Annotated in this window: 23 protein-coding genes; 7 read left to right on the top strand and 16 right to left on the bottom strand. The window is 71.0% G+C overall.

What is annotated here, in order from left to right:
• The first annotated feature begins 65 nt into the window (after window positions 1-65).
• Together fahA and ABD361_RS13345 are read left to right on the top strand one after the other, a co-directional pair.
• Window positions 66-1,265 carry a fumarylacetoacetase gene (gene fahA, locus ABD361_RS13340; protein ID WP_344435281.1) on the top strand — a complete coding sequence of 400 codons (1,200 nt, stop codon included), beginning with the start codon at window positions 66-68 and terminating at the stop codon, window positions 1,263-1,265.
• Window positions 1,266-1,313: 48 nt separating this feature from the next.
• On the top strand, window positions 1,314-1,823 hold the full coding sequence (locus ABD361_RS13345) for a hypothetical protein (protein WP_344435283.1): 510 nt from the start codon (window positions 1,314-1,316) through the stop codon (window positions 1,821-1,823).
• Window positions 1,824-1,967: 144 nt separating this feature from the next.
• Here ABD361_RS13345 and nuoN read toward each other — a convergent pair whose 3' ends face one another.
• Genes nuoN through ABD361_RS13415 form a run of 14 tightly spaced genes read right to left on the bottom strand, consistent with a single transcriptional unit; the run spans window position 1,968 to window position 18,054 of the window.
• Entirely contained in the window at window positions 1,968-3,632 is a 1,665-nt protein-coding gene (gene nuoN, locus ABD361_RS13350) for an NADH-quinone oxidoreductase subunit NuoN (RefSeq protein ID WP_344435284.1), read from the bottom strand.
• On the bottom strand, window positions 3,629-5,251 hold the full coding sequence (locus ABD361_RS13355; RefSeq protein WP_344435285.1) for an NADH-quinone oxidoreductase subunit M: 1,623 nt from the start codon (window positions 5,249-5,251) through the stop codon (window positions 3,629-3,631). Before ABD361_RS13355 ends, nuoN begins: the two co-directional genes overlap by 4 nt.
• Window positions 5,252-5,253: 2 nt before the next feature.
• Entirely contained in the window at window positions 5,254-7,194 is a 1,941-nt protein-coding gene (gene nuoL, locus ABD361_RS13360) for an NADH-quinone oxidoreductase subunit L (RefSeq protein WP_344435287.1), read from the bottom strand.
• A gap of 13 nt (window positions 7,195-7,207) precedes the next feature.
• Window positions 7,208-7,507, bottom strand: coding sequence for an NADH-quinone oxidoreductase subunit NuoK (nuoK, locus tag ABD361_RS13365; RefSeq protein WP_344435289.1), 300 nt, complete (start codon window positions 7,505-7,507; stop codon window positions 7,208-7,210).
• Complete coding sequence (locus ABD361_RS13370) at window positions 7,504-8,337, bottom strand: NADH-quinone oxidoreductase subunit J (RefSeq protein WP_344435290.1); 834 nt, start codon at window positions 8,335-8,337, stop codon at window positions 7,504-7,506. The genes nuoK and ABD361_RS13370 overlap by 4 nt, the downstream gene beginning before the upstream one ends.
• On the bottom strand, window positions 8,334-8,954 hold the full coding sequence (nuoI, locus tag ABD361_RS13375) for an NADH-quinone oxidoreductase subunit NuoI (protein WP_344435291.1): 621 nt from the start codon (window positions 8,952-8,954) through the stop codon (window positions 8,334-8,336). Before nuoI ends, ABD361_RS13370 begins: the two co-directional genes overlap by 4 nt.
• Window positions 8,947-10,332 (bottom strand): NADH-quinone oxidoreductase subunit NuoH, encoded by a 1,386-nt coding sequence (nuoH, locus tag ABD361_RS13380; protein ID WP_344435292.1) that lies wholly within the window; start codon window positions 10,330-10,332, stop codon window positions 8,947-8,949. The genes nuoI and nuoH overlap by 8 nt, the downstream gene beginning before the upstream one ends.
• A complete protein-coding gene (locus ABD361_RS13385; RefSeq protein WP_344435293.1) occupies window positions 10,329-12,839 on the bottom strand; it encodes an NADH-quinone oxidoreductase subunit G in 2,511 nt (836 codons plus the stop codon). Before ABD361_RS13385 ends, nuoH begins: the two co-directional genes overlap by 4 nt.
• Window positions 12,836-14,206, bottom strand: a complete 1,371-nt coding sequence (gene nuoF / locus ABD361_RS13390) for an NADH-quinone oxidoreductase subunit NuoF (protein WP_344435294.1) — start codon at window positions 14,204-14,206, stop codon at window positions 12,836-12,838. The genes ABD361_RS13385 and nuoF overlap by 4 nt, the downstream gene beginning before the upstream one ends.
• On the bottom strand, window positions 14,203-15,015 hold the full coding sequence (gene nuoE, locus ABD361_RS13395) for an NADH-quinone oxidoreductase subunit NuoE (RefSeq protein WP_344435329.1): 813 nt from the start codon (window positions 15,013-15,015) through the stop codon (window positions 14,203-14,205). The genes nuoF and nuoE overlap by 4 nt, the downstream gene beginning before the upstream one ends.
• 17 nt (window positions 15,016-15,032) lie before the next feature.
• Window positions 15,033-16,352 carry an NADH-quinone oxidoreductase subunit D gene (locus tag ABD361_RS13400; protein WP_344435295.1) on the bottom strand — a complete coding sequence of 440 codons (1,320 nt, stop codon included), beginning with the start codon at window positions 16,350-16,352 and terminating at the stop codon, window positions 15,033-15,035.
• The gene (locus ABD361_RS13405; RefSeq protein WP_344435296.1) at window positions 16,352-17,131 is read right to left on the bottom strand and encodes an NADH-quinone oxidoreductase subunit C; all 780 of its coding nucleotides are present in this window, start codon (window positions 17,129-17,131) and stop codon (window positions 16,352-16,354) included. The genes ABD361_RS13400 and ABD361_RS13405 overlap by 1 nt, the downstream gene beginning before the upstream one ends.
• The gene (locus tag ABD361_RS13410; RefSeq protein WP_344435297.1) at window positions 17,128-17,682 is read right to left on the bottom strand and encodes a NuoB/complex I 20 kDa subunit family protein; all 555 of its coding nucleotides are present in this window, start codon (window positions 17,680-17,682) and stop codon (window positions 17,128-17,130) included. Before ABD361_RS13410 ends, ABD361_RS13405 begins: the two co-directional genes overlap by 4 nt.
• Window positions 17,683-17,694: 12 nt before the next feature.
• The gene (locus ABD361_RS13415; RefSeq protein ID WP_344435298.1) at window positions 17,695-18,054 is read right to left on the bottom strand and encodes an NADH-quinone oxidoreductase subunit A; all 360 of its coding nucleotides are present in this window, start codon (window positions 18,052-18,054) and stop codon (window positions 17,695-17,697) included.
• A gap of 873 nt (window positions 18,055-18,927) precedes the next feature.
• On the opposite strand from ABD361_RS13415, the gene ABD361_RS13420 reads away from it, so the two are divergent.
• Window positions 18,928-19,743 (top strand): C40 family peptidase, encoded by an 816-nt coding sequence (locus ABD361_RS13420; RefSeq protein ID WP_344435299.1) that lies wholly within the window; start codon window positions 18,928-18,930, stop codon window positions 19,741-19,743.
• Window positions 19,744-19,943: 200 nt separating this feature from the next.
• On the opposite strand, the gene ABD361_RS13425 is transcribed toward ABD361_RS13420, so the two are convergent.
• A complete protein-coding gene (locus ABD361_RS13425) occupies window positions 19,944-21,197 on the bottom strand; it encodes a hypothetical protein (RefSeq protein WP_344435300.1) in 1,254 nt (417 codons plus the stop codon).
• Window positions 21,198-21,302: 105 nt separating this feature from the next.
• Here ABD361_RS13425 and ABD361_RS13430 point away from each other — a divergent pair, with 105 nt between their 5' ends.
• Complete coding sequence (locus tag ABD361_RS13430) at window positions 21,303-21,455, top strand: hypothetical protein (RefSeq protein ID WP_344435301.1); 153 nt, start codon at window positions 21,303-21,305, stop codon at window positions 21,453-21,455.
• Here ABD361_RS13430 and ABD361_RS13435 read toward each other — a convergent pair whose 3' ends face one another.
• A complete protein-coding gene (locus tag ABD361_RS13435) occupies window positions 21,456-21,872 on the bottom strand; it encodes an ATP-binding protein (protein WP_344435302.1) in 417 nt (138 codons plus the stop codon).
• A gap of 250 nt (window positions 21,873-22,122) precedes the next feature.
• Between ABD361_RS13435 and ABD361_RS13440 the strand changes: the two genes are divergently transcribed.
• The 3 genes from ABD361_RS13440 to ABD361_RS13450 are packed head-to-tail and all read left to right on the top strand — an operon-like array spanning window position 22,123 to window position 23,353.
• Window positions 22,123-22,974, top strand: coding sequence for a helix-turn-helix domain-containing protein (locus ABD361_RS13440; RefSeq protein ID WP_344435303.1), 852 nt, complete (start codon window positions 22,123-22,125; stop codon window positions 22,972-22,974).
• Between the two features lie 11 nt (window positions 22,975-22,985).
• Window positions 22,986-23,183 (top strand): DUF397 domain-containing protein, encoded by a 198-nt coding sequence (locus ABD361_RS13445; protein WP_344435304.1) that lies wholly within the window; start codon window positions 22,986-22,988, stop codon window positions 23,181-23,183.
• Window positions 23,180-23,353: a DUF397 domain-containing protein gene (locus ABD361_RS13450; protein WP_344435305.1), complete on the top strand. Its 174-nt coding sequence runs from the start codon at window positions 23,180-23,182 to the stop codon at window positions 23,351-23,353. Before ABD361_RS13445 ends, ABD361_RS13450 begins: the two co-directional genes overlap by 4 nt.
• Window positions 23,354-23,946: the final 593 nt, after the last annotated feature.

Here is a 23,946-nt window from a genome sequence, read left to right on the forward strand (position 1 = left end):
GTGCTGACAGCACGTAATCTGGCGTGACCGTTGGACTGTCCAGGACGAAGGCGAGGCAGCCTCCCATGCCCCAGCACAGCCCCCGCGACCTGCCCGAAGGCGACCCCTTCGGCGCGGCCGCGCTCCCGTACGGCATCTTCACCACCCCCGACGCCCCCGACCGCCCCCGCGTGGGCGTGCGCTACGGCGCGTACGTCCTGGACGCCGCCGCCGCGGCCGCCGCGCACGGCTCGCCCCACGCGCCCCTGCTCGCCCGGCCCACGCTGAACGCCCTCATGGCCGCCGGCCGGCCCACCTGGCAGGCGGTGCGCGCCGAGATCCGCACCTGGCTCGACGGCTCCGAGGACCACTTCCACCCGCTGGACGAGGTGACCCTCCACCTCCCCTTCGAGGTCGCCGACTACGTCGACTTCTACGCCAGCGAGCACCACGCCTCCAACGTCGGCCGCATCTTCCGCCCCGGCGCCGAACCCCTGACCCCCAACTGGAAGCACCTGCCCATCGGCTACCACGGGCGCGCCGGCACGATCGTCGTCTCCGGCACCGACGTCGTGCGCCCCCAGGGCCAGCGCAAGGCCCCCGCCGACGAGGCGCCCACCTTCGGGCCCTCCCTGCGCCTGGACATCGAGGCCGAGGTCGGCTTCGTCGTCGGCACCCCCGCCCCGGAGAACACGCCCGTCACGCTGGACGGCTTCCGTGACCACGTCTTCGGCGTGTGCCTGGTCAACGACTGGTCCGCCCGCGACATCCAGGCCTGGGAGTACGTGCCGCTGGGCCCCTTCCTCGGCAAGTCCTTCGCCACCTCCGTCTCCGCCTGGATCACCCCCCTCGAAGCCCTCGACGCCGCCCGCACGGCGCCGCCGGAGCGCACCCACGCCCTGCTGCCCTACCTGGACGACTCGACCGCCGAGCCCGGCGGCATCGACCTGCGCCTCGAAGTGACGATCAACGGCGAGGTCGTCTCCCGCCCGCCGTTCTCCGCCATGTACTGGACGGCCGCCCAGCAGCTGGCCCACATGACCGTCAACGGCGCCTCCCTGCGCACGGGCGACTTCTACGCCTCCGGCACGGTCAGCGGCCCCGAACCCGACCAGCTCGGCTGCCTCCTCGAACTCACCGCCGGCAAGGGCCCCTACCTGGCCGACGGCGACGTCGTCACCATCACGGCCTGGGCCCCGGGCCCGGACGGCACGCGCGTGGGCCTGGGCGAGGTCACGGGCCGTATCGTCCCGGCGCGGGACGGAAGCGGAACCGAGCGCTGCTAATTTGTCGTGTCCAGTTCGACGGACGAACGAGAGAGAGCAGAGAGCTCAGTGCGCAAGGCAGTACAGATCACGGGGGCGGCCGTCGTGGCCGCTGTGCTGATGACCGGTTGCTCCAAGAGCAGTGACGACAAGAAGACGGACCCCGCCGCGAAGCCCTCGGGCGCCGCGTCCTCGGCGCCGGCCGCCGACCCGGCGGCGTCGCAGGCGCCCATCGGTTCCGGCAACGTCACCGCCGCGCAGCTCAAGGGCGGCTGGTCGAAGGGCAAGCTGTCCGACCAGAGCCTGATGGTCATGTCCTTCGCGGGCGACCAGGTGATGCTGAGCGCCAAGACGGCGTGCACCGGCAAGGTCGTCGACAACGCGCAGCCGGTGACGGTGGAGATCACCCACTGCCAGGACGGCAGCACGGACTACTCCAAGGGCACGATCAAGAAGTTCGACGGCAAGTCGCTGACGATCGCCTGGGCGTCCGGCAAGGAGGACACCCTCACCAAGACGGTCGGCGGCGACGGCAAGCCGGCAATCAACATCCCCGTCCCAACCAAGCCGCGCAGCTGACCCTCAAAAACGCCGGACGGGCTGCATATGCAGCCCGTCCGGCGTTTGAGGACACCGGGCGGAGCCCGGTCCGGGGTGCTAGGGGGCGCAGCCCCGCTAGGAGACGGGGAGAGGGCGGGGCTGGGGAACAGCTCGCCGCAGGCGTTACCGCACGAACGTGCCCGCCTGGCCCGCCAAATCCAGGAAGTACTGCGGCGCAACCCCGAGCAGCAACGTCACCACCACCCCGATCGCGATCGCCGACGACGTCAGGACGCTCGGCACCGCCACCGTCGGCCCCTCCGCCCGCGGTTCGCTGAAGAACATCAGCACGATGACCCTGATGTAGAAGAACGCCGCGATCGCCGACGACAGCACGCCGACGATGACCAGCGGCACCGCCCCACCCTGGGCCGCCGCCTTGAACACCGCGAACTTCCCCGCGAAGCCGCTCGTCAGCGGGATGCCGGCGAAGGCGAGCAGGAAGACCGCGAAGACCGCCGCGACCAGCGGCGAACGGCGTCCGAGGCCGGCCCACTTGGACAGGTGCGTGGCCTCCCCGCCCGCGTCCCGTACGAGCGTGACGACCGCGAACGCGCCGAGCGTGACGAACGAATAGGCGGCCAGGTAGAAGAGCACCGAGGAGACGCCGTCCGCCGTCGCGGCGATGGCGCCGGCGAGGATGAAGCCGGCGTGGGCGATGGAGGAGTAGGCCAGCAGCCGCTTGACGTCCGTCTGGGTGACGGCCACGATCGCGCCGACGAGCATGGTGACGATGGCGACGCCCCACATCACGGGCCGCCAGTCCCACCGCATGCCCGGCAGGACGACGTACAGCACGCGCAGGAGCGCCCCGAAGGCGGCGACCTTCGTGGCGGCGGCCATGAAGCCGGTGACGGGTGTCGGTGCGCCCTGGTAGACGTCCGGCGTCCACATGTGGAACGGCACGGCGCCGACCTTGAACAGCAGCCCCATCAGCACCATCGCACTGCCGATGAGCAGCAGCGCGTCGTTGCCGGTGGAGGAGGCGAGCGCCGGGTCGACGCTCTGGACGGTTCCGCTGACGACGTCGGCGATGCCGGCGTAGGTGACGGTGCCGGCGTAGCCGTAGAGCAGGGCGATGCCGAAGAGCAGGAATGCCGAGGAGAAGGCGCCCAGCAGGAAGTACTTGATGGCGGCTTCCTGTGACAGCAGCCGCTGGCGGCGGGCGAGGGCGCACAGCACGTACAGCGGGAGCGAGAAGACTTCGAGGGCGACGAACAGGGTCAGCAGGTCGTTCGCCGCGGGGAAGACGAGCATGCCGCCGACGGCGAAGAGCAGGACGGGGAAGACCTCGGTGGTGGTCAGGCCGGCGGCCACGGCCTCGCGCTCGGCGGCGCCTCCGGGGACGGCGGCGGCCTGGGGGACGAAGGAGTCGACGGGCCGGCCGTGGGCGGCGGGGTCGAGGCGGCGCTCGGCGAAGGTGAGCACGGCGACGAGGGCGACGAGCAGGATCGTGCCCTGCAGGAAGAGCGCGGGGCCGTCGACGGCGAGGGCGCCCATGGCGGCGGTGGCGGCCTTGTCGGTGCCGTGGCCGCCGGCGGCGAGGGCGATGACGGCGGCGAAGGCCGCGGCCAGGCCGACCACGGCGAGCCCGGCCTGGGCGTGGTGGCGGGCGCGGCGCGGCACGAACGCCTCCAGCAGGACGCCGACGAGGGCGGCGCCGAGCACGATGAGGGTGGGCGAGAGCTGCGCGTACTCGATGTGCGGCGCGGGGATCTTCCGCGGCGGCTCGGCCGCCGCGACTGTCCACAGGCTGTGGACAGTCTCCAGGGATGCTGCGTGGCTCACTTCGCGGCCTCCACATCGTTCGCACTGCTGGTATTCACGCGGATGGCGGGTGCCGGGTCGCTCTTGTGCACCTGCGAGAGCGTGTGGTCGACGGCGGGGTCGAGGATCCGGGTCAGGGGCTTGGGGTAGACGCCGAGGAAGAGCAGGAGCGCGATCAGCGGGGCGACCACGGCCAGTTCGCGCGCCCGCAGGTCGGGCATCTTCCGTACGGGTTCGGCCACGGGCCCGGTCATCGTGCGCTGGTAGAGCACGAGGACGTACAGCGCGGCGAGCACGATGCCCGCGCTGGCGACGATTCCGACGGCCGGGTAGCGGCTGAACGTGCCGACCAGGACGAGGAATTCGGAGACGAACGGCGCGAGCCCGGGCAGTGACAGGGTGGCCAGGCCGCCCACGAGGAAGGTGCCGGCGAGGAGCGGGGCGACCTTCTGCACGCCGCCGTAGTCGGCGATGAGGCGCGAGCCGCGGCGGGAGATGAGGAAGCCGGCGACGAGCATCAACGCGGCCGTGGACAGGCCGTGGTTGACCATGTAGAGGGTCGCGCCGCTCTGGCCCTGGCTGGTCATCGCGAAGACGCCGAGGATGATGAAGCCGAAGTGGGAGATCGACGCGTAGGCGATCAGGCGCTTGATGTCGCGCTGCCCGACGGCCAGCAGGGCCCCGTAGAGGATGCTGATCAGCGACAGGACGAGGATGACGGGCGTCGCCCACTTCGAGGCCTCGGGGAAGAGCTGGAGGCAGAAGCGCAGCATCGCGAAGGTGCCGACCTTGTCGACGACCGCGGTGATCAGCACGGCGACGGGGGCGGTGGCCTCGCTCATGGCGTTGGGCAGCCAGGTGTGCAGGGGCCACAGCGGCGCCTTGACGGCGAAGGCGAAGAAGAAGCCGAGGAACAGGGCGCGTTCGGTGGTGGTGGCGAGCTCCAGCCGGCCGTCGGCGCGGGCCTGGACGATCTCCGTCAGGGAGAAGGTGCCGGTGCCGAGCTGGTGGGCGGTGACGGCGTACAGGCCGATGACGGCGGCCAGCATGATCAGGCCGCCGACGAGGTTGTAGAGCAGGAACTTCACGGCCGCGTAGGAGCGCTGGGCGGCGCTCTCGTCCTCGGTGCGCTCGCCGGCGCGGTCGCCGAAGCCGCCGATGAGGAAGTACATCGGCACGAGCATGGCTTCGAAGAAGATGTAGAAGAGGAAGACGTCGGTGGCCTCGAAGGCGATGACCACCATGGCCTCGACCATGAGGATCAGAGCGAAGAAGCCCTGGGTGGGCCGCCAGCGCGTCGACTTCGTCTCCAGAGGATCGGCGTCGTGCCAGCCGGCGAGGATCACGAACGGCACCAGGACCGCGGTCAGGGCGATGAGCAGCACCGAGATCCCGTCGACGCCCAGGTCGTAGCGGACCCCGAAGTCCTTGATCCAGGCGTGGGACTCGGTGAGCTGGAAGGGGCCCTTGGCCCCGGGGTCGAAGCGCACGAGCGCCGCCGCGGCCAGCGCCAGCGTGGCGAGGGAGGCGCCGAGCGCGAGCCATTTGGCGGCCGTGCGCCGTGCGGCCGGCACGGCGGCGGTGGCCACCGCGCCGAGCGCGGGCACCACGGCGGTGGCCGTGAGCAGGGGAAATGACATCTCTAGACCGCCCTCATCAGCAGGGTCGCGGCGATGAGCACCGCCGCACCGCCGAACATCGAGACCGCGTACGACCGCGCGAAGCCGTTCTGCAGCCTGCGCATCCGGCCGGAGAGCCCGCCGACGGCGGCGGCGGTGCCGTTGACGACGCCGTCGACCAGGCTGTGGTCGACGTACACCAGGCTGCGGGTGAGGTGCTGCCCGCCGCGGACGAGCACGACGTGGTTGAAGTCGTCCTGGAGCAGGTCGCGGCGGGCGATGCGCACCGGCAGGCTGCCGCGCGGTGCGGTGACGGGCACCGGGCCGCGTCCGTACTGGGCCCAGGCGAGCGCGACGCCGATGAACAGCACCACCAGGGTGGCCGCGGTGACCTGCACGGCGGTGACCGGCGAGTGGCCCTCCTCGTGGCCGGTGACGGGCTGCAGCCACTTCAGGAAGGCGTCGTTGATGCTGAACAGCCCGCCCGCGAGCACCGAGCCGACGGCCAGCACGATCATCGGGATCGTCATGACCTTGGGCGACTCGTGCGGGTGGGGCAGCTCGCCGCGGCCGCGCGTCTCGGCGGCCGGCTCGGCGCTGGGCTCCTCGGGCGAGGGTGCGGGGCGCCAGCGCTTCTCGCCGAAGAAGGTCAGGATCATCACGCGCGTCATGTAGTACGCGGTGATGGCCGCGCCCAGCAGCGCGGCGCCGCCCAGGATCCAGCCCTCGGTGCCGCCGCGGGCGAAGGCCGCCTCGATGATCTTGTCCTTGGAGAAGAAGCCCGACAGGCCCGGGAAGCCGATGATGGCGAGGTAGCCGAGGCCGAAGGTGACGAAGGTGATGGGCATGTACGACCGCAGGCCGCCGTAGCGGCGCATGTCGACCTCGTCGTTCATGGCGTGCATCACCGAGCCGGCGCCGAGGAAGAGCCCGGCCTTGAAGAAGCCGTGGGTGACCAGGTGCATGATGGCGAACGGGTAGCCGACGGGGCCGAGCCCGGCCGCGAGGATCATGTAGCCGATCTGCGACATGGTCGAGCCGGCGAGGGCCTTTTTGATGTCGTCCTTCGCGCACCCGACGATCGCACCGAAGAGCAGCGTGACCGCGCCGACCGTCACCACGGCCGTCTGCGCGTCGGGGGCGGCGTCGAAGATCGCGCCGGAGCGGGTGATCAGGTAGACGCCGGCGGTCACCATGGTGGCCGCGTGGATGAGGGCGGAGACCGGGGTCGGGCCCTCCATGGCGTCGCCGAGCCAGCTCTGCAGCGGCACCTGGGCCGACTTGCCGCAGGCGGCCAGCAGCAGCACCAGCCCGATGGCGGTGAGCCTGCCCTCGCCGGCCTTGTCGGCGTTCTCCAGCACCGGGCCGAAGGCGAAGGTGCCGAAGGTGGTGAACATCAGCATGACGGCGATGGACAGCCCGACGTCGCCGACGCGGTTGACCAGGAAGGCCTTCTTGGCGGCGGTGGCCGCGCTCGGCTTGTGCTGCCAGAAGCCGATCAGCAGGTAGGAGGCGAGGCCGACGCCCTCCCACCCGACGTACAGCAGCAGGTAGTTGTCCGCGAGGACCAGCAGCAGCATCGCGGCGAGGAAGAGGTTGAGGTAGCCGAAGAAGCGCCGTCGCCGCTCGTCGTGGGCCATGTAGCCGACCGAGTACAGATGGATCAGCGAGCCCACGCCGGTGATCAGCAGGACGAAGGTCATGGACAGCTGGTCGAGCTGGAAGCCGACGTCGGCGCGGAAGCCGCCGACGGGCACCCAGCTGAAGACCGTCGCGCCCATCTCGCGGTCGTCGCCGGCGCGGCCGAGCATGCCGGCGAAGAGCACCGCGCCGATGACGAACGACAGGGCGGCGACCAGCGTGCCGATCCAGTGTCCGGTGCGATCCAGCCGGCGTCCGCCGCACAGGAGCACGGCGGCGCCCAGCAGGGGCACCAGGACGAGCAGGCCGATGAGATTCTCCACCGTCAGTGTCCCCTTACAGCTTCAGCAGACTGGCGTCGTCGACCGAGGCGGAGTGGCGGGAGCGGAAGATCATCACGATGATCGCGAGGCCCACCACGACTTCGGCGGCGGCCACGACCATCGTGAAGAAGGCGATGATCTGGCCGTCGAGGTTGCCGTGCATCCGGGAGAAGGTGACGAACGCCAGGTTGCAGGCGTTGAGCATCAGCTCGACGCACATGAAGACGACGATCGCATTCCGCCGGATGAGCACACCGGCGGCACCGATGCTGAACAAGAGGGCCGCCAGATAGAGGTAGTTGACGGGGTTCACTGGGCACCCTCCTGTGTGCGCCCCTTGCGCCCCTTGCGCTGCTCCAGCCACTCCGCCGAGCGCTGTTCCACTGCGGCGAGGTCGGCGAGCGCCTCCTGCGAGACGTCCCGGATCTGGCCGCGCGCTCGCAGGGTGGCGTTGACCGACAGGTCGGACGGGCTGCCGTCGGGCAGCAGGGCGGGGACGTCGACGGCGTTGTGCCGGGCGTAGACGCCCGGCGCGGGCAGCGGCGGCAGGTGCTTGCCCTGCCGCACCCGCTGCTCGGCGAGCTCCCGCTGGGTGGCGGCCCGCTGGGTGCGCTCGCGGTGGGTGAGCACCATCGCGCCGACGGCGGCCGTGATCAGCAGGGCGCCGGTGATCTCGAAGGCGAAGACGTACTTGGTGAACAGCAGGGCGGCCAGCCCCTGGACGTTGCCGCCGGCGTTGGCCCGGCCCAGGCCGTCGAAGTCGCGCAGGGAGGCGTTGGCGATGCCGGCCATCAGCAGGATGCCGAAGCCCAGCACGCACAGCCCGGCCAGCAGGCGCTGGCCGCGGATGGTCTCCTTGAGCGAGTCGGCGGCGGTGACGCCCACCAGCATCACCACGAACAGGAACAGCATCATGATCGCGCCGGTGTAGACGACGACCTGCACGACGCCCAGGAAGTAGGCGCCGTTGGCGAGGTAGAAGACCGCCAGGACGATCATGGTGCCGGCCAGCGAGAGGGCGCTGTGCACGGCCTTCTTCATCAGCACCGTGCCCAGCGCGCCGGCCACGGCGACCACGCCCAGCAGCCAGAACTGCACCTCCTCGCCGGTGGAGGTCACCGAGGCGGAAGCGGCGAGGCTCATGCCTCCACCTCCTTGGAAGACGCCTCGTCGGCGGGCTTCTCGCCCTTGGAGCGGGCCACTTGGCGCTCCGTGCCCGGCGCCGCCTCGGTCACCAGGCCGCGGTAGTAGTCCTCCTCGGTCATCCCGGGGAAGATCGCGTGCGGCGTGTCGACCATGCCCTCCTCCAGCCCGGCCAGCAGCTGCTCCTTGGTGTAGATCAGCGACTCGCGGCTGGCATCGGCCAGTTCGTACTCGTTGGTCATCGTCAGGGCCCGGGTCGGGCACGCCTCGATGCACAGGCCGCACAGGATGCAGCGCAGGTAGTTGATCTGGTAGACGCGGCCGTAGCGCTCGCCCGGCGAGTAGCGCTCCTCGTCGGTGTTGTCCGCGCCCTCGACGTAGATGGCGTCCGCCGGGCAGGCCCAGGCGCACAGCTCGCAGCCGATGCACTTCTCCAGGCCGTCGGGGTGACGGTTGAGCTGGTGGCGGCCGTGGAAGCGCGGCGCGGTGGGCTTCTTGTACTCCGGGTACTGCTCGGTCAGCCGCTTCTTGAACATGGCCTTGAAGGTCACGCCGAAGCCGGCCACCGGATTGAGACGCTCGGGCCGGGGATCCTCCCGGGACGGCTTGTCAGTCACCGCGGGCCTCCTTTTCGTCACGCACAGTGTCCACCCCGCCACTGACAATGAGCTCGCCCTGCCCGCGCGGCCGGCGCCGGGGCACGGGCGGCAGGCTCTGGCCGGGCAGCGGCGGCACGGGGAAGCCGCCGGCCATGGGGTCGAACGCCGGCGGCGGGCCCGCGGCCCCCTCGGCGGCCCCCTCGCCGTCCTTGCCCTTGCCGGCGCCGTGGAAGAGGTCGACGAGCACCGACAGCAGCAGGATCGCCAGCACCGCCCCGCCGACGTACAGCACGATGTCCTGGAAGTCGTAGTTCTCGTTGCGCAGCGCCCGTACGGTCGCGACCAGCATCAGCCAGGTCACCGAGACGGGGATGAGCACCTTCCAGCCCAGCTTCATCAGCTGGTCGTAGCGCACGCGCGGCAGCGTGCCGCGCAGCCAGATGAAGAAGAACAGCAGCAGCTGCACCTTGACCACGAACCACAGCAGCGGCCACCAGCCGTGGTTGGCGCCCTCCCAGAAGGCGGAGACCGGGTACGGCGCGCGCCAGCCGCCCAGGAAGAGCGTGGTGGCCACCGCCGAGACCGTCACCATGTTCACGTACTCGGCGAGCATGAACATCGCGAACTTGATGGAGGAGTACTCGGTGTTGAAGCCGCCGACCAGGTCGCCCTCGGACTCCGGCATGTCGAACGGCGCCCGGTTGGTCTCCCCCACCATCGTCGCGATGTAGACGAGGAAGGACACCGGCAGCAGCAGCACGTACCACCGGTCGTGCTGCGCCTCGACGATGGCCGAGGTCGACATCGAGCCGGAGTAGAGGAAGACGGAGGCGAAGGCGGCGCCCATCGCGATCTCGTACGAGATCATCTGCGCGCACGAGCGCAGGCCCCCCAGCAGCGGGTACGTCGAGCCGGACGACCAACCGGCCAGCACGATGCCGTAGATGCCCACCGAGGCCACCGCGAGGATGTAGAGCACGGCGATCGGCAGGTCGGTCAGTTGCATCGCGGTGCGGTGGCCGAAGACCGAGACCTCGCCCCCGGATGGGCCGAAGGGGATCACCGCGATCGCCATGAACGCCGGGATCGCGGCCACGACCGGCGCCAGGACGTAGACGACCTTGTCGGCGCGGCGGACGACCACGTCCTCCTTGAGCATCAGCTTGATGCCGTCGGCCAGCGACTGCAGCAGGCCCCAGGGGCCGTGCCGGTTGGGGCCGATGCGCAGCTGCATCCAGGCGACGACCTTGCGCTCCCAGACGATGGAGAACAGCACGGTCAGCATCAGGAACGCGAAGCAGAAGACCGCCTTGAGGACGATCAGCCACCACGGGTCGGTGCCGAACACCGACAGGTCCTCGGCGGCCAGGGTGACCGCGGACGTCTGCGGGATCACGGCCGTACCTCCCGTCCCTCGTCGTCGGCGGCCTCGGGGACGTACGCCCCGATGCGCACCACGTCGCCCGGCACCGCACCCGTCGCGGAGGCGACGGAGGTGCCGGCGGAGTTCAGCGGCAGCCACACCACGCGGTCCGGCATGGGCGTGACCTGCACCGGCAGCCGCAGCGTGCCGGCCGGGCCGGTGACGGCCAGCTGCGCGCCGTCGCGCACGCCCGCCTCGGCGGCCGTCGCGGCCGACAGGCGGGCCACGGCGGGCTTGCGGGTGGCGGCCAGCGCGTCGTCCCCGTCCTGCAGCCGGCCGCGGTCCAGCAGCAGCCGGTGCCCGGCCAGGACCGCCTCGCCCGGGCCGGGCCGGGCCGGCGGCCGGGCGGGCTCGGCCGGGCCGGCCGCCCGCTCGCCGTCCCACGGGCCCAGCCGCGTGAGCTCCGCGCGGGCCTCGCGCAGGCCCGGCAGGCCGAGCGGGACGTCCATGGCGTCGGCCAGCATGTGCAGCACCCGGTGGTCGGGCAGCAGCTGCCGGCCGGTGAGCTGGTCGGGTTTGAGCGCCACCTCGAACGGCCGGGCGCGGCCCTCCCAGTTCAGGAACGTCCCCGCCTTCTCGGCGACCGCGGCCACCGGCAGCACCACGTCCGCCCGGTCCGACACCTCGCTGGGCCGCATCTCCAGGCTGACCAGGAAGCCCACCGCCTCCAGCGCCTCCCGGGCCCTTGCCGGATCCGGCAGGTCCACGACCTCGACGCCGCCCACCAGCAGGGCGCCCAGCTCGCCGCGGGCGGCGGCCTGCAGGATCTGCCCGGTGTCGCGGCCGGGGCTGCGCGGCAGCTCCGGCACGCCCCACACGGCCGCCGTCTCCTCGCGTGCCCGCGGGTCGGTGGCCGGCCGGCCACCGGGCAGCAGCCCGGGCAGCGCGCCCGCCTCCAGCGCGCCCCGCTCGCCGGCCCGGCGCGGCAGCCACACCAGGCGGGCGCCCGTCGCCGCGGCCAGCTCCACGGCCGCCGTGGGCCCGCCCGCGACGCCCGCGAGCCGCTCGCCGACGGCGAGCACCGCGCCCGGTGCGCGCAGCGCGTCGGCCGCGGCCTGCCCGGCCGCGTCCAGGCCCGAGCCGGCGGCCAGCGCCCGCAGCCATTCCGGCTCGGTGCCGGGGGCCGCCGGCAGCAGCGTGCCGCCGGCCTTGGTCAGTCCCGGTGTCGCGTGCGTGGCCAGCGAGAACAGCCGCTGCCCGTGCCCGCGCCAGGCCTTGCGCAGCCGCAGGAAGACGCCCGGCGCCTCCTCCTCGGCCTCCAGGCCCACCAGCAGCACGGCGGGGGCCCCTTCCAGCGCGGCGTACGTCACGCCGCCGCCATCAAGGTCCTTGCCGCGGCCGGCGACGTGGGCGGCCAGGAAGTCGGCCTCCTCACCGCTGTGCACGCGGGCCCGGAAGTCCACGTCGTGCGTCTGCAGCACCACCCGGGCGAACTTGGCGTACGCGTACGCGTCCTCGACCGTCAGCCGGCCGCCCGTGAGGACACCGGCCCGGCCGCGCGCCGCGGCCAGCCCGCGGGCGGCCGCCTGAAGCGCCTCCGGCCAGCTCGCCGGCTCCAGCACGCCGCTCTTGCCGCGCACCAGCGGCGTGGTGAAGCGCTCCGGCCGCTGCGCGTAGCGGAACGCGAAGCGCCCCTTGTCGCACACCCACTCCTCGTTGACCTCGGGGTCCTCGGCGGCGAGCCGGCGCATCACCTTGCCGCGCCGGTGGTCGGTGCGCAGGGCGCAGCCGCCCGCGCAGTGCTCGCACACCGACGGCGAGGAGACCAGGTCGAAGGGACGGGCGCGGAAGCGGTACGCCGCCGACGTCAGCGCGCCCACCGGGCAGATCTGGATGGTGTTGCCGGAGAAGTACGACTGGAAGGGGTCGCCCTCGCCGGTGCCGACCTGCTCCAGCGCGCCCCGCTCCAGCAGCTCGATCATCGGGTCGCCGGCGATCTGCTCGGAGAAGCGGGTGCAGCGCGCGCACAGCACGCAGCGCTCGCGGTCCAGCAGGATCTGCGGCGAGATCGGCAGCGGCTTGGCGTACGTGCGCTTCCTGCCCTCGAAGCGGGAGTCGGCGCGGCCGGTGCTCATGGCCTGGTTCTGCAGCGGGCACTCGCCGCCCTTGTCGCAGACCGGGCAGTCCAGCGGGTGGTTGATCAGCAGCAGCTCCATCACGCCGCGCTGCGCCTTCTCGGCGGCGGGCGAGGTGAGCTGGGTGTGGACGACCATGCCGTCGGTGCAGGTGATGGTGCACGAGGCCATGGGCTTGCGCTGGCCTTCGACCTCGACCATGCACTGCCGGCAGGCGCCGACCGGGTCCAGCAGCGGGTGGTCGCAGAACCGCGGGATCTCGATGCCCAGCATCTCCGCGGCGCGGATGACCAGCGTGCCCTTGGGCACGGAGAGCTCGATGCCGTCGATGGTGACGGACACCAGGTCCTCAGGTGGCACGGCCGCGGGCCCGGACCCGGAGGGGGCGGGCGTGGTGACTGTCATGCGTTCACCCCCAGGTGAGCGTGCTGGTTGCCGACGCCCTCGTCGGCCCAGACCGTGGACTTGGCCGGGTCGAAGGGGCAGCCGCGCCCCTTGATGTGCTGCTCGTACTCGCCGCGGAAGTACTTGAGCGAGGAGAAGATGGGGCTCGCCGCGCCGTCGCCGAGGGCGCAGAACGACTTGCCGTTGATGTTGTCGGCGATGTCGGCGAGCTTGTCGAGGTCGCTCATGCGGCCCTTGCCGGCCTCGATGTCGCGCAGCAACTGCACCAGCCAGTAGGTGCCTTCGCGGCAGGGCGTGCACTTGCCGCACGACTCGTGCGCGTAGAACTCCGTCCAGCGGGTGACCGCGCGCACCACGCACGTGGTCTCGTCGAAGCACTGCAGCGCCTTGGTGCCCAGCATCGAGCCGGCGGCGCCGACGCCCTCGTAGTCCAGCGGCACGTCGAGGTGCTCGTCGGTGAGGATCGGGGTCGAGGAGCCGCCCGGCGTCCAGAACTTCAGCCGGTGGCCGGGGCGCATGCCGCCGCTCATGCCGAGCAGCTGGCGCAGGGTGATGCCCAGCGGCGCCTCGTACTGCCCCGGGCTCGCGACGTGGCCGCTGAGCGAGTACAGCGTGAAGCCGGGGGACTTCTCGCTGCCCATCGAACGGAACCACTCCTTGCCCCGGGCCAGGATCGCCGGGACCGAGGCGATGGACTCGACGTTGTTGACCACCGTCGGGCAGGCGTACAGGCCGGCGACGGCCGGGAAGGGCGGGCGCAGCCGGGGCTGGCCGCGGCGGCCTTCGAGGGAGTCGAGCAGGGCCGTCTCCTCGCCGCAGATGTAGGCGCCCGCGCCCGCGTGCACGGTGATGTCGAGGTCGAGCCCCTTGCCGAGGGCGTCCTTGCCCAGGTAGCCGGCCGCGTACGCCTCGCGGACGGCCTCGTGCAGGCGCCGCAGCACGGGCACGGTCTCGCCGCGCAGGTAGATGAACGCGCGGCTGGAGCGGATCGCGTAGCAGGCGATCAGCATGCCCTCGATGAGCACGTGCGGATTGGCGAAGAGCAGCGGGATGTCCTTGCAGGTGCCCGGCTCGGACTCGTCGGCGTTGACGACGAGGTAGTGCGGCTTGCCGTCGCCCTGCGGGATGAACTGCCACTTCATCCCGGTGGGGAAGCCGGCGCCGCCGCGCCCGCGCAGGCCGGAGTCCTTGACGTAGCCGATGACCTCGTCGGGGGTCATCTCCAGGGCCTTGCGCAGCCCCGCGTAGCCGTCGTGCCGCAGGTAGGTCTCCAGCGTCCACGAGCGCGGCTCGTCCCAGAAGGCGCTGAGCACGGGCGCGAGCAGCTTCTCGGGGCTGGTCTCGAAGATCTCGGGTGCCACGGTCATCCCTCCCCCTCCTCGGTGACCGGGCCGTGGGGGTGGTCCGGGTCCGATGCGGATGTGGGCTGCGGTGCGTCGTGGGAGCTGGGGTGCTCCGGCGGACGCTCGCCCTGCGGCGGCTCGCCGCGCGGCGGCCCGACGCGGGCCGGGGCCGCGGCCTCGCCCCGGGCCAGCCGCAGCCCGGCCAGCGTGGCGTGTCCGGCGCTGCCGCCCGCCTCGACGGCGCCGGGCCGCGGGTCGGGGAAGCCGGCGAGGATGCGGGCGGTCTCCCGGTACGTGCACAGGGGCGCGCCGCGGGTGGGTTCGACGGGCCGGCCGGCGCGCAGGTCGTCGACGAGGCGGATGGCGCTCTCGGGCGTCTGGTCGTCGAAGAACTCCCAGTTGACCATCACCACGGGCGCGTAGTCGCAGGCGGCGTTGCACTCGATGTGTTCGAGGGTGACCTTGCCGTCCTCGGTCGTGCCGCCGTTCCCGACGCCGAGGTGGCGCTGGAGGGTCTCGAAGATGGCGTCGCCGCCGAGCACCGCGCACAGGGTGTTGGTGCACACGCCGACCTGGTAGTCGCCGCCCTGCTTGCGGCGGTACATGGTGTAGAAGGTCGACACCGCGGTCACCTCGGCCGTGGTCAGCCCCAGCTGCTCGGCGCAGAAGCGGATGCCGGTGCGGGTGACGTACCCCTCCTCGGCCTGCACCAGGTGCAGCAGCGGCAGCAGGGCGCTGCGGCTGTCGGGGTAGCGGGCGATGATGTCCCCGGCGTCCGCCTCCAGCCGCTCCCTGACCTCCTGGGGGTAGTCGGGCGCCGGTAGCTGGGGCATCCCCAGCTGTACCTCAGTCACCGGTCAACGCCTCCCATCACGGGGTCGATGGACGCGACGGCCACGATCACGTCGGCGACCATGCCGCCCTCGCACATCGCCGCCACGGCCTGGAGGTTGGTGAAGGACGGGTCGCGGAAGTGGACCCGGTACGGGCGGGTTCCGCCGTCGCTGACGACGTGCACGCCGAGCTCGCCCTTGGGGGACTCCACGGCCGTGTACGCCTGCCCCGGGGACACCCGGAAGCCCTCCGTCACCAGCTTGAAGTGGTGGATCAGGGCTTCCATCGAGGTGCCCATGATCTTCTTGATGTGGTCGAGGGAGTTGCCGAGCCCGTCCGGGCCGAGGGCCAGCTGCGCGGGCCAGGCGATCTTCTTGTCGGCGACCATGACCGGGCCCGGGGCGAGCCGGTCCAGGCACTGGTCGACGATGCGCAGCGACTGGCGCATCTCCTCGATGCGGATGAGGAAGCGGCCGTAGGCGTCGGCGGTGTCGGCCGTGGCGACGTCGAAGTCGTAGGTCTCGTAGCCGCAGTAGGGCTGGGCCTTGCGCAGGTCGTGGGGCAGGCCGGTGGAGCGCAGGATGGGGCCGGTGACGCCGAGCGCCATGCAGCCGGCCAGGTCGAGGTGGCCGATGCCCTGCATGCGGCCCTTGAAGATGGGGTTGCCGGTGGCGAGCTTGTCGTACTCCGGCAGGTTCTTGCGCATCTTCTTCACGAATTCGCGCACCACGTCCACCGCGCCCGGCGGGAGGTCCTGGGCCAGGCCGCCGGGGCGGACGTAGGCGTGGTTCATCCGCAGGCCGGTGATCAGCTCGAAGATGTCGAGGATCATCTCCCGGTCGCGGAAGCCGTAGATCATGATCGTGGTGGCGCCGAGCTCCATGCCGCCGGTGGCGATGGCCACCAGGTGTGAGGAGATTCGGTTCAGCTCCATGAGCATGACGCGGATGACGGAGGCGCGGTCGGGCACCTGCTCCTCGATGCCCAGCAGCTTCTCCACGCCCAGGCAGTACGCCGCCTCGTTGAAGAACGGCGTCAGGTAATCCATGCGCGTGACGAAGGTGGTGCCCTGCGTCCAGGTGCGGAATTCGAGGTTCTTCTCGATGCCGGTGTGCAGGTAGCCGATGCCGCAGCGGGCCTCGGTCACCGTCTCGCCGTCGATCTCCAGGATGAGCCGGAGCACGCCGTGGGTGGAGGGGTGCTGGGGGCCCATGTTGACGACGATGCGCTCGTCGTCGGCCTGCCGCGCGGCAGCGGCGACCTCCTCCCAGTCGCCGCCGGTGACGGTGTAGACGGCGCCCTCGGTGGTCTCGCGGGGGCTGGTTGGTGTCGACATCAGCTGTACGACCTCCGCTGGTCCGGAGCCGGGATCTGGGCGCCCTTGTACTCGACGGGAATGCCGCCGAGGGGGTAGTCCTTGCGCTGCGGGAAGCCCTGCCAGTCGTCCGGCATCATGATCCGGGTGAGCGCCGGGTGGCCGTCGAAGACCAGGCCGAAGAAGTCGTAGGTCTCGCGCTCGTGCCAGTCGTTGGTCGGGTAGACCTCGACGAGCGAGGGCACGTGCGGATCGGCGTCCGGGGCACCGACCTCCAGCCGGATCAGGCGATTGTGGGTGATCGAGCGCAGGTGGTAGACCGCGTGCAGCTCGCGCCCCTTGTCCCCGGGCAGGTGCACCCCGCTGACCCCGGTGCACAGCTCGAAGCGCAGGGCCGGGTCGTCGCGCAGGGTGCGGGCCACGACGGGCAGGTGCTCGCGGGCGATGTGGAAGGTGATCTCCCCGCGGTCGACGACCGTCTTCTCGATCGCGTTCTCGGGGACGAGCCCCTGCTCCTCCAGCGCGCCTTCCAGTTCGTCGGCGACCTCGTCGAACCAGCCGCCGTACGGCCGGCTCGTGGCGCCCGGCAGCCGTACGGTCCGCACCAGCCGGCCGTAGCCGGTGGTGTCGCCGCCGTTGTTGGCCCCGAACATCCCCCGGCGCACGCCGATGACCTCGCCGCCGGCGAGCCGCTGGCCGGGCAGGTTCTGCGCGTCGAGGTCCTTGTCAGGGTTGACGCCGTTGGCGCTGACCGGGGGCTCCTGCGGGCCGCCGGGGCCCTTGCCGTTCGCCTCGCTCATTGCAGCAGCCCCTTCATGTCGATCAGCGGCAGCTCCTTGAGCGCGGTCTCCTCCGCCTCGCGCTCCGCCTTCTCCCGGTGCGGGCCGAGCTTCTCGCCCTGGATCTTTTGATGGAGCTTGAGGATCGCGTCCAGGAGCATCTCGGGCCGCGGCGGACAACCGGGCAGGTAGATGTCGACCGGCACGATGTGGTCGACGCCCTGCACGATGGCGTAGTTGTTGAACATGCCGCCGGTGGACGCGCAGACACCCATGGAGATCACCCACTTGGGGTTGGGCATCTGGTCGTAGACCTGGCGCAGCACCGGCGCCATCTTCTGGCTCACCCGCCCCGCCACGATCATCAGATCGGCCTGCCGGGGAGAGCCGCGGAAGACCTCCATGCCGAAGCGGGCCATGTCGTAGCGCCCCGCGCCGGTGGTCATCATCTCGATGGCACAGCAGGCCAGGCCGAAGGTCGCGGGGAAGACGGACGCCTTGCGCACCCATCCCGCGGCCTGTTCGACGGTGGTCAGCAGAAAGCCGCTGGGCAGCTTCTCTTCAAGCCCCATGCGTCCTGCCCCCTAATCCCATTCCAGGCCGCCGCGCCGCCACACGTACGCGTAGGCGACGAAGACGGTCAGCACGAAGAGGAGCATCTCCACGAGCCCGAACATCCCCAGCGAGTCGAAGGTGACCGCCCAGGGGTAGAGGAAGACGACCTCGATGTCGAAGACGATGAAGAGCATCGCCGTCAGGTAGTACTTGATCGGGAAGCGACCGCCACCGGCCGGGTGCGGCGTGGGTTCGATGCCGCACTCGTACGCCTCGAGCTTCGCGCGGTTGTACCGCTTGGGCCCGATGATCGATGCCATGACCACGGAGAAGATCGCGAAGCCCGCGGCGAGGGCTCCCAGTACGAGGATGGGCGCGTAGGCGTTCACCGCTCCTCGCTCCTTCCAGTCTGTCGACGCTGACTGCTGGCTGACCGGACCCGGTGGCGGAGGCCCCTGGCGGAGATCACCAGCATGTGAGGCAGTTCACAAGCCCGGGTCGCTTGCATCCTATGCCCGTCGCTCTGTGATCTGCGACACGGCGTACGCGCCCATGTTTGTGATCTCCACCACCTGGCGAACGATCATCAAGTCGGATGATCAGCGATCTTCATACGCAAAGCGGTTGAGCGATCACCAGAGGTGACATTCCGCGGCTGCGCCGCTGGTCGGAGCGGGGTTGCATTATCAAGTGCGACCCGTTCCAGGCAAATTGGCGAGATCATTCGTCAACTGATATATGGCGGTAACCCGCCGGGGCGACGCCGGTCAGCACGCACGCCGGGGGTGGCGCGACGGTGGGCCGCGGGTGACGGACGGGACGGGTGGTCCGGCAAGCGCACCCGTTCACGAGCCGGCCCGTCGGGCCGGGCGGGACGGGCGGATACCTGCTCGGTGAATCGACCCGGCGAATCGGCCCGTTTTGCGCGCTTGACGTGCTTCGCTGGTTTCGCGTGAGTCACCAGGGCCGTCAGTCCCGAGCCGAGCCGGGCGATGCGTGAGTTGCGCCACGCGCCGGGAGGTTCGGGGGCCGGATTTCCTGGGTAGCCTCGACGTGCACGCTGTAAAAGTGATAAGACGTCCGGCGGATGATCAATCATGGCGCAAATGCCATGCTGAGGCGGCTGTTCGCCCCTTCCCGCCGAGTCCGCGCCGTGACCCTCCCGTGATCCGAAACCCGGAAAACTCGGCGCGTCCACGCCAATTGTGGCGCACGTCACTTATGTTGAACTCAACCAGCGCGGGCTGGTAGTCCGTTGTCCCATGTCCCCCAACGCGCACATAACCAGCCACCGGAAGCCCCGTCGCCCCGCGACCCAGTCCTGGGTCGTGCGCACGGGTGTGGCCGGTGGCGTCCTTGGCACCCTGGCCGTGGCCGGGACCGCGTCCGCCGCCTCGAACACGGCCGAGAAGCCGGCCGAGCAGACGGTCGAGATCCCCGCCCTCAACGCCGCCCTCTCCGGCTCCATCGCGCAGAGCGCCGACGCCACGCAGCAGGCAGCCGTCGAGTACCAGGTCCGTGCGCAGGTGGACGAGGCCGTCGAGGCCGCCAAGGCCGGCGCCAAGAAGGCCAAGGAAGAAGCCGAGCGCAAGGCCGAGGCCGAGCGCAAGGTCGCCGAGGCCGAGGCCCGCAAGGCCCAGGAGCGCGCCTCCCGCGGCGGCGACCGCACCGACATCAGCGGCAAGTCGACCTCCGCCTCCGACGAGTCGACCTCCACCGCCACCGGCAGCACCGCCACCCTCCTGAGCTTCCTGCGCGCCCAGCTGGGCAAGGCGTACGTCATGGGCTCCACCGGCCCCTCCTCGTACGACTGCTCCGGCCTGGTCATGGCCGCCTACAACCAGATCGGCGTCAGCCTGCCGCGCGTCTCCCAGGACCAGTCCACGGCCGGCACCCAGGTCTCCCTGAGCAACCTCCAGGCCGGCGACATCCTCTACTGGGGCCCCGCGGGCAGCGCCTACCACGTCGCCGTCTACATCGGCGGCGGCAAGTTCATCGGCGCCCAGAACCCCAGCACCGGCATCGTCGAGCGCGACCTCAGCTACTCCCAGCCGTCGGGCGCCGTGCGCGTCCTCTGACCCGCGCCTCTTTCGCCTCCACGGCACGCAAGGGCCGCCGTTCCCCCCGCTCGGAACGGCGGCCTTTCGGCATGCCCGGGTGCCCACCCCCGTTGCTCACGGGCACCCGGCCCCCCTGTGCCGGTACGGCGAGTCTGCGCGCCGGTGCGGTGGCCGGCAAACCCCTTCGGGTGGGATCGAAACCGCGGGGTGGGGGGCGGTTACTGCGCGGTGCCGGTGCCAACGGCAGCCAGGCTGCGGAAGGCGCTGACAGGAGTGAGCAGGCCCAGCGAACGTTGCTCGTACCAGGCGCTCACCAGCCCCGCGAACAGTCCCGTACCGGCCTGGAACGCCGGAGCCCCGCCAAGCCCGCCCACGAACTCCCCCTGGGCACGGAGCCAGCCGCCCGTTCTCCCACGGATCTCCAGCCGGCAGGAGTAGGGACCCCACGCCTTCGCGAGTCCGAAGCCGTACGCGCAGACAACCAGCTGGGTGCCGGGGGCGGGAACCCACCCCGGGTCGAGTCCCGGATACGGCGTGTAGGTCACCACCGGGGAGAGCAAACGCACCACGGCCAGGTTCGGGAACGGCCACAGCTCCTTCGGGTCCTCAGGCTCCGGAGGCTGACGCTCGACCAGGACGCCACGGACGTGCTTGTCCATCCAGCCGACGTCGACCTCGTCCGAGGCGTCGAAGGAGTGCGCCACCCGAGCGGTGGTCACCACGGTCCCGGGATCGAGGAGCAGCCCGTTGCCCAGCGGTCGGCCGTCCCCTGTGATCTGCACCGTCAACGCCTCGGCGAGCGCCTCGCCCCGAGCCCACGAGTCCGCGGCCAGCAGCACGGCATCGCCCGCCGTGACAGGCGCCGGATCCGTGACCTTCAACCGTCCTTCCGCCTCCACCAGCTGCCCCTCCAACCACGCACACCGCTCCTCCGCACGCCGGTGCAGCTCCCTGGCCTCCGCCAGCTCCTCCTGCAGCTGCCGGATCTCCTCCCGAAGACGCGCTGCTTCCCCGTCGAGGGGACCGGCCCCGAGCTGCAGCTGCAGCTGCAGATCCCGGATGCGGTGCTCGCGGTCCCGGAGCGTGTCCTCCAACCACCGCTCCCGCTGCGCGGCGCGCAACGCCTCCTGATCAGCGGCGGCCAGCCGCTGCTGCAGCAGCTGCACCCGGTGGCCGGGGCTCTTGCCCGCCGCCAGGGCAGCGTTGTGCAGCCCTCGCAGCATTTCCATCGTTTCCGGCGTCGGCACGGTGCCGCGTTTCTCCGCCACGTCATGCAGCAGGTTGAGCACGAACTCCCACCGCGGCAGCCGTTGCCCGCTCAGGTAGCGGGAGACGGTGGACGAGTCGTAGCTGCGGCGCGCGGCATACCGCCGCGTGGACACACCGAGCCCGGCGAACAGGTCCCGCAGCGCCTGCGCCAGGGCCCGGACCTCCGGGCCGAGCTCGTCGTCGAATGCCTGTAACTCGCCCATCGCTCCCCCGCTGCCGTCCCGTTGGCAACACCGCTGCACCTGCCGCAGCGGTGCGGCTCCCATCGAGCCTCAGTGGTACACCACTCACCACGGGAGCGGAGCCCTATGCGATTCCACGACCTCATCGCCTTCCTCGCCGTCCTGACGGCGGGCGTCACGCTCGTCTGCGTGGGCGTGCCGCCGCAGTCCCTCGCGGCGATCGCCATCGCCCTCTCGGGCCTGTACGCGACGTGGCGCGGCGGCGGCCGCACTCGCTGATCACGGGGCGCGCAGCTCGAACCACACGCGCTTGCCGACGACGTCGAGCCCGTCCCAGATCAGGCTCACGCCGGAGGCGTGCGACAGATCCCGTACGAGGGCGAGCCCCCGCCCCCGCTCGTCGTCCGGCCGCGCCGGCCCCCGCCGGTACGGCCGCCTGACCGGGTCCCCGTCGCGAACGGCGATGGTGGCCCGGTCCCGCCCGTGCACGGTCACCTCGACGGCAACGGTCGGCACGCGTGCGTGCTGCACGACGTTGGTGACGGCGTCGGACACGCACACGCACGCGTCGTCGATCAGTGCGGAGTGGCCCGTTGCTTCGAGCGTTCCACTGACGAACTGCCGCGCGAGACGCGGGGTGGTGAGGCTGGCCGGTGCGGCCAATTCGTAGAAGTTTTCGGGCAGTACGGATTCCATGGGGCGACTCCCTGGTCAGCCGATGACTCCCGCGCGCCCCCAGTCGTCCGTGGCCCGGCCATCCGCGGTGCGCCCAATGGGCGTGCGGACAGCTGCACTTCGGGTCTTCCCGACCTGATGCGCGGCGTTGGCAGGACGGTAGGGCACAAAACTGTGCCGTTGCAACGCTGTGACACGATCCAGTGACGGACGGTAGACCTGTGGGAAGGTGGCGCGGGAGACTCGGAAGCACCGAACGGAGGGGCGATCCATGCCGCCGAGAAGCAACCCGACGGCCCGACAGGCCCGCCTGGGCACCGAGTTGCGCAAGCTGCGCGAGGCGGCCGGCATGTCCGCACGCGAAGCGGGCGGGCTGCTCGGCGGCGGTGCGGCGCAGATCAGCCACATCGAGGCGGGCCGCTGGGGCGTCAGCGCCGAGAGGGTGCGCAGGCTCGCCACCTACTACAAGGCGGACAATGCCCGGCTGATCGACGAACTGTGCACGATGGCGGACGAACGCGTGCGCGGATGGTGGGAGAAATACCGCGGCATCCTCACGCCCGGATTCCTGGACGTGTCGGAGCTGGAGTACCACGCGCGCGGGCTGCACTTGTTCCAGACGAATTACGTGCCCGGGATCTTCCAGATCGAGGAATACGCACGGGCACTGTTCGGCAGCGGCGTTCCGCCTCTACCGGAAAGAGAACTGAACGCGCGAGTCGAGCACCGGATGCAACGCCGCGACATCTACAGTCGCAAGACGCCTCCCGAGACCGTGGCAATCGTCCATGAGGCCGCCCTGCGCATGTGCTACGGAAGCCGTGGAGTCCAGCGGGCGCAGCTGAAGTTCCTGGCGGAAGCCGCCGAATGGCCGAGCGTGACGCTGCGAGTCGTTCCGTTCGGCATTGAGCACCTCGTCGGAACGGCCCAATCGATGTTGTACGCCCTTGGCCCCATCCCCGAGCTGGACACCGTCCAGATCGACAACGCCTTCCGCGGGGGCCTCATCAGCGCCAACGCGCTGCTGTCCATGTACGCCAAGCTGTTCCACGTCCTCGCGGAAACGGCGCTGAGCGGCGACGACTCGAAGAAGTACATCCAGCAGATGATTCAGGAAACGTGAGAAGCAGCATCATGGACCACTACACAACCGGTGCATGGCAGAAGTCGACCTTCTCCGGTGGAGGACAGGACAACAGCTGCGTCGAGGTGAGACACCTGGGCGCGGCGATAGCGTTACGCGAGGGCGACGAGCCCGAGCTCGTCCTGCTCCCCAGCCGAGCGGCGCTCGGCGCCCTGCTGGGCGCGGTCAAGCAGGGCGGGCTGCGGTGACCGCAACGTTGCGGTGGCAGAAGTCGTCGTTCTCGGGCGGTAATGGCGAAAACTGCATCGAAGTAGCAGCGCAGGGCGAGGGCATCGTCGTACGGGAAAGGGACGCACCCCGCACCGTGCTCACCCTGAGCCCAACGCAGCTGAGGGCACTGCTCCGCACCCTCAAATAGGCGAGCCGCCTCTGGTGCGGAGTGTGCGCTGCGCCGCTTCGCGGCTTGGGGGGCGGAGGGCCGGGCTGCGCCCTCGGCGGCCCACCCGCTGCGCGGCTGGAAGCGCGCACCCGGAAAGGGATCGGTGCCCGGCACCGGTGTGGGTGATGAAGCGAAGCTGCGCCGCTGCGCGGCTGAAGAGCAAGCCCCGTAAGGAGCAAGACACTCCGGGATCGCAGTGAAGCCCGCCGCTGCGCGGCTTGGCAGCGTTACCCCTCACCGCGAGGGCACCCTCAACGAGTGCTTCCGCTGCCAAGACGGCACCCGGCCCCAGTACGGGCATCCTGACAGCGCAGCGAAGCGGAGCAGCCAGCCCACGAGGAAGGGAAACGCCGCCACCACGGGGCAACCCCCTCAAGCCGCGCAGCGGCGGGCTTCACTTCGCCAGGCAAACGATTCCGCGCACCCCCACCATCCCGGGCTCGCCCTTCCAGCCGCGCAGCGGGTGGGCCCCCAGGGCGCAGCCCGGCCCTCCGCCCCCCAAGCCGCGCAGCGGCGCAGCGCACACTCCCCCACCCCGCGCAGCGAAGCGGAGCGACCACCCCACAAGAAAG

The sequence above is a fragment of the Streptomyces luteosporeus genome (assembly GCF_039532865.1).
Lineage (GTDB): Bacteria > Actinomycetota > Actinomycetes > Streptomycetales > Streptomycetaceae > Streptomyces > Streptomyces luteosporeus.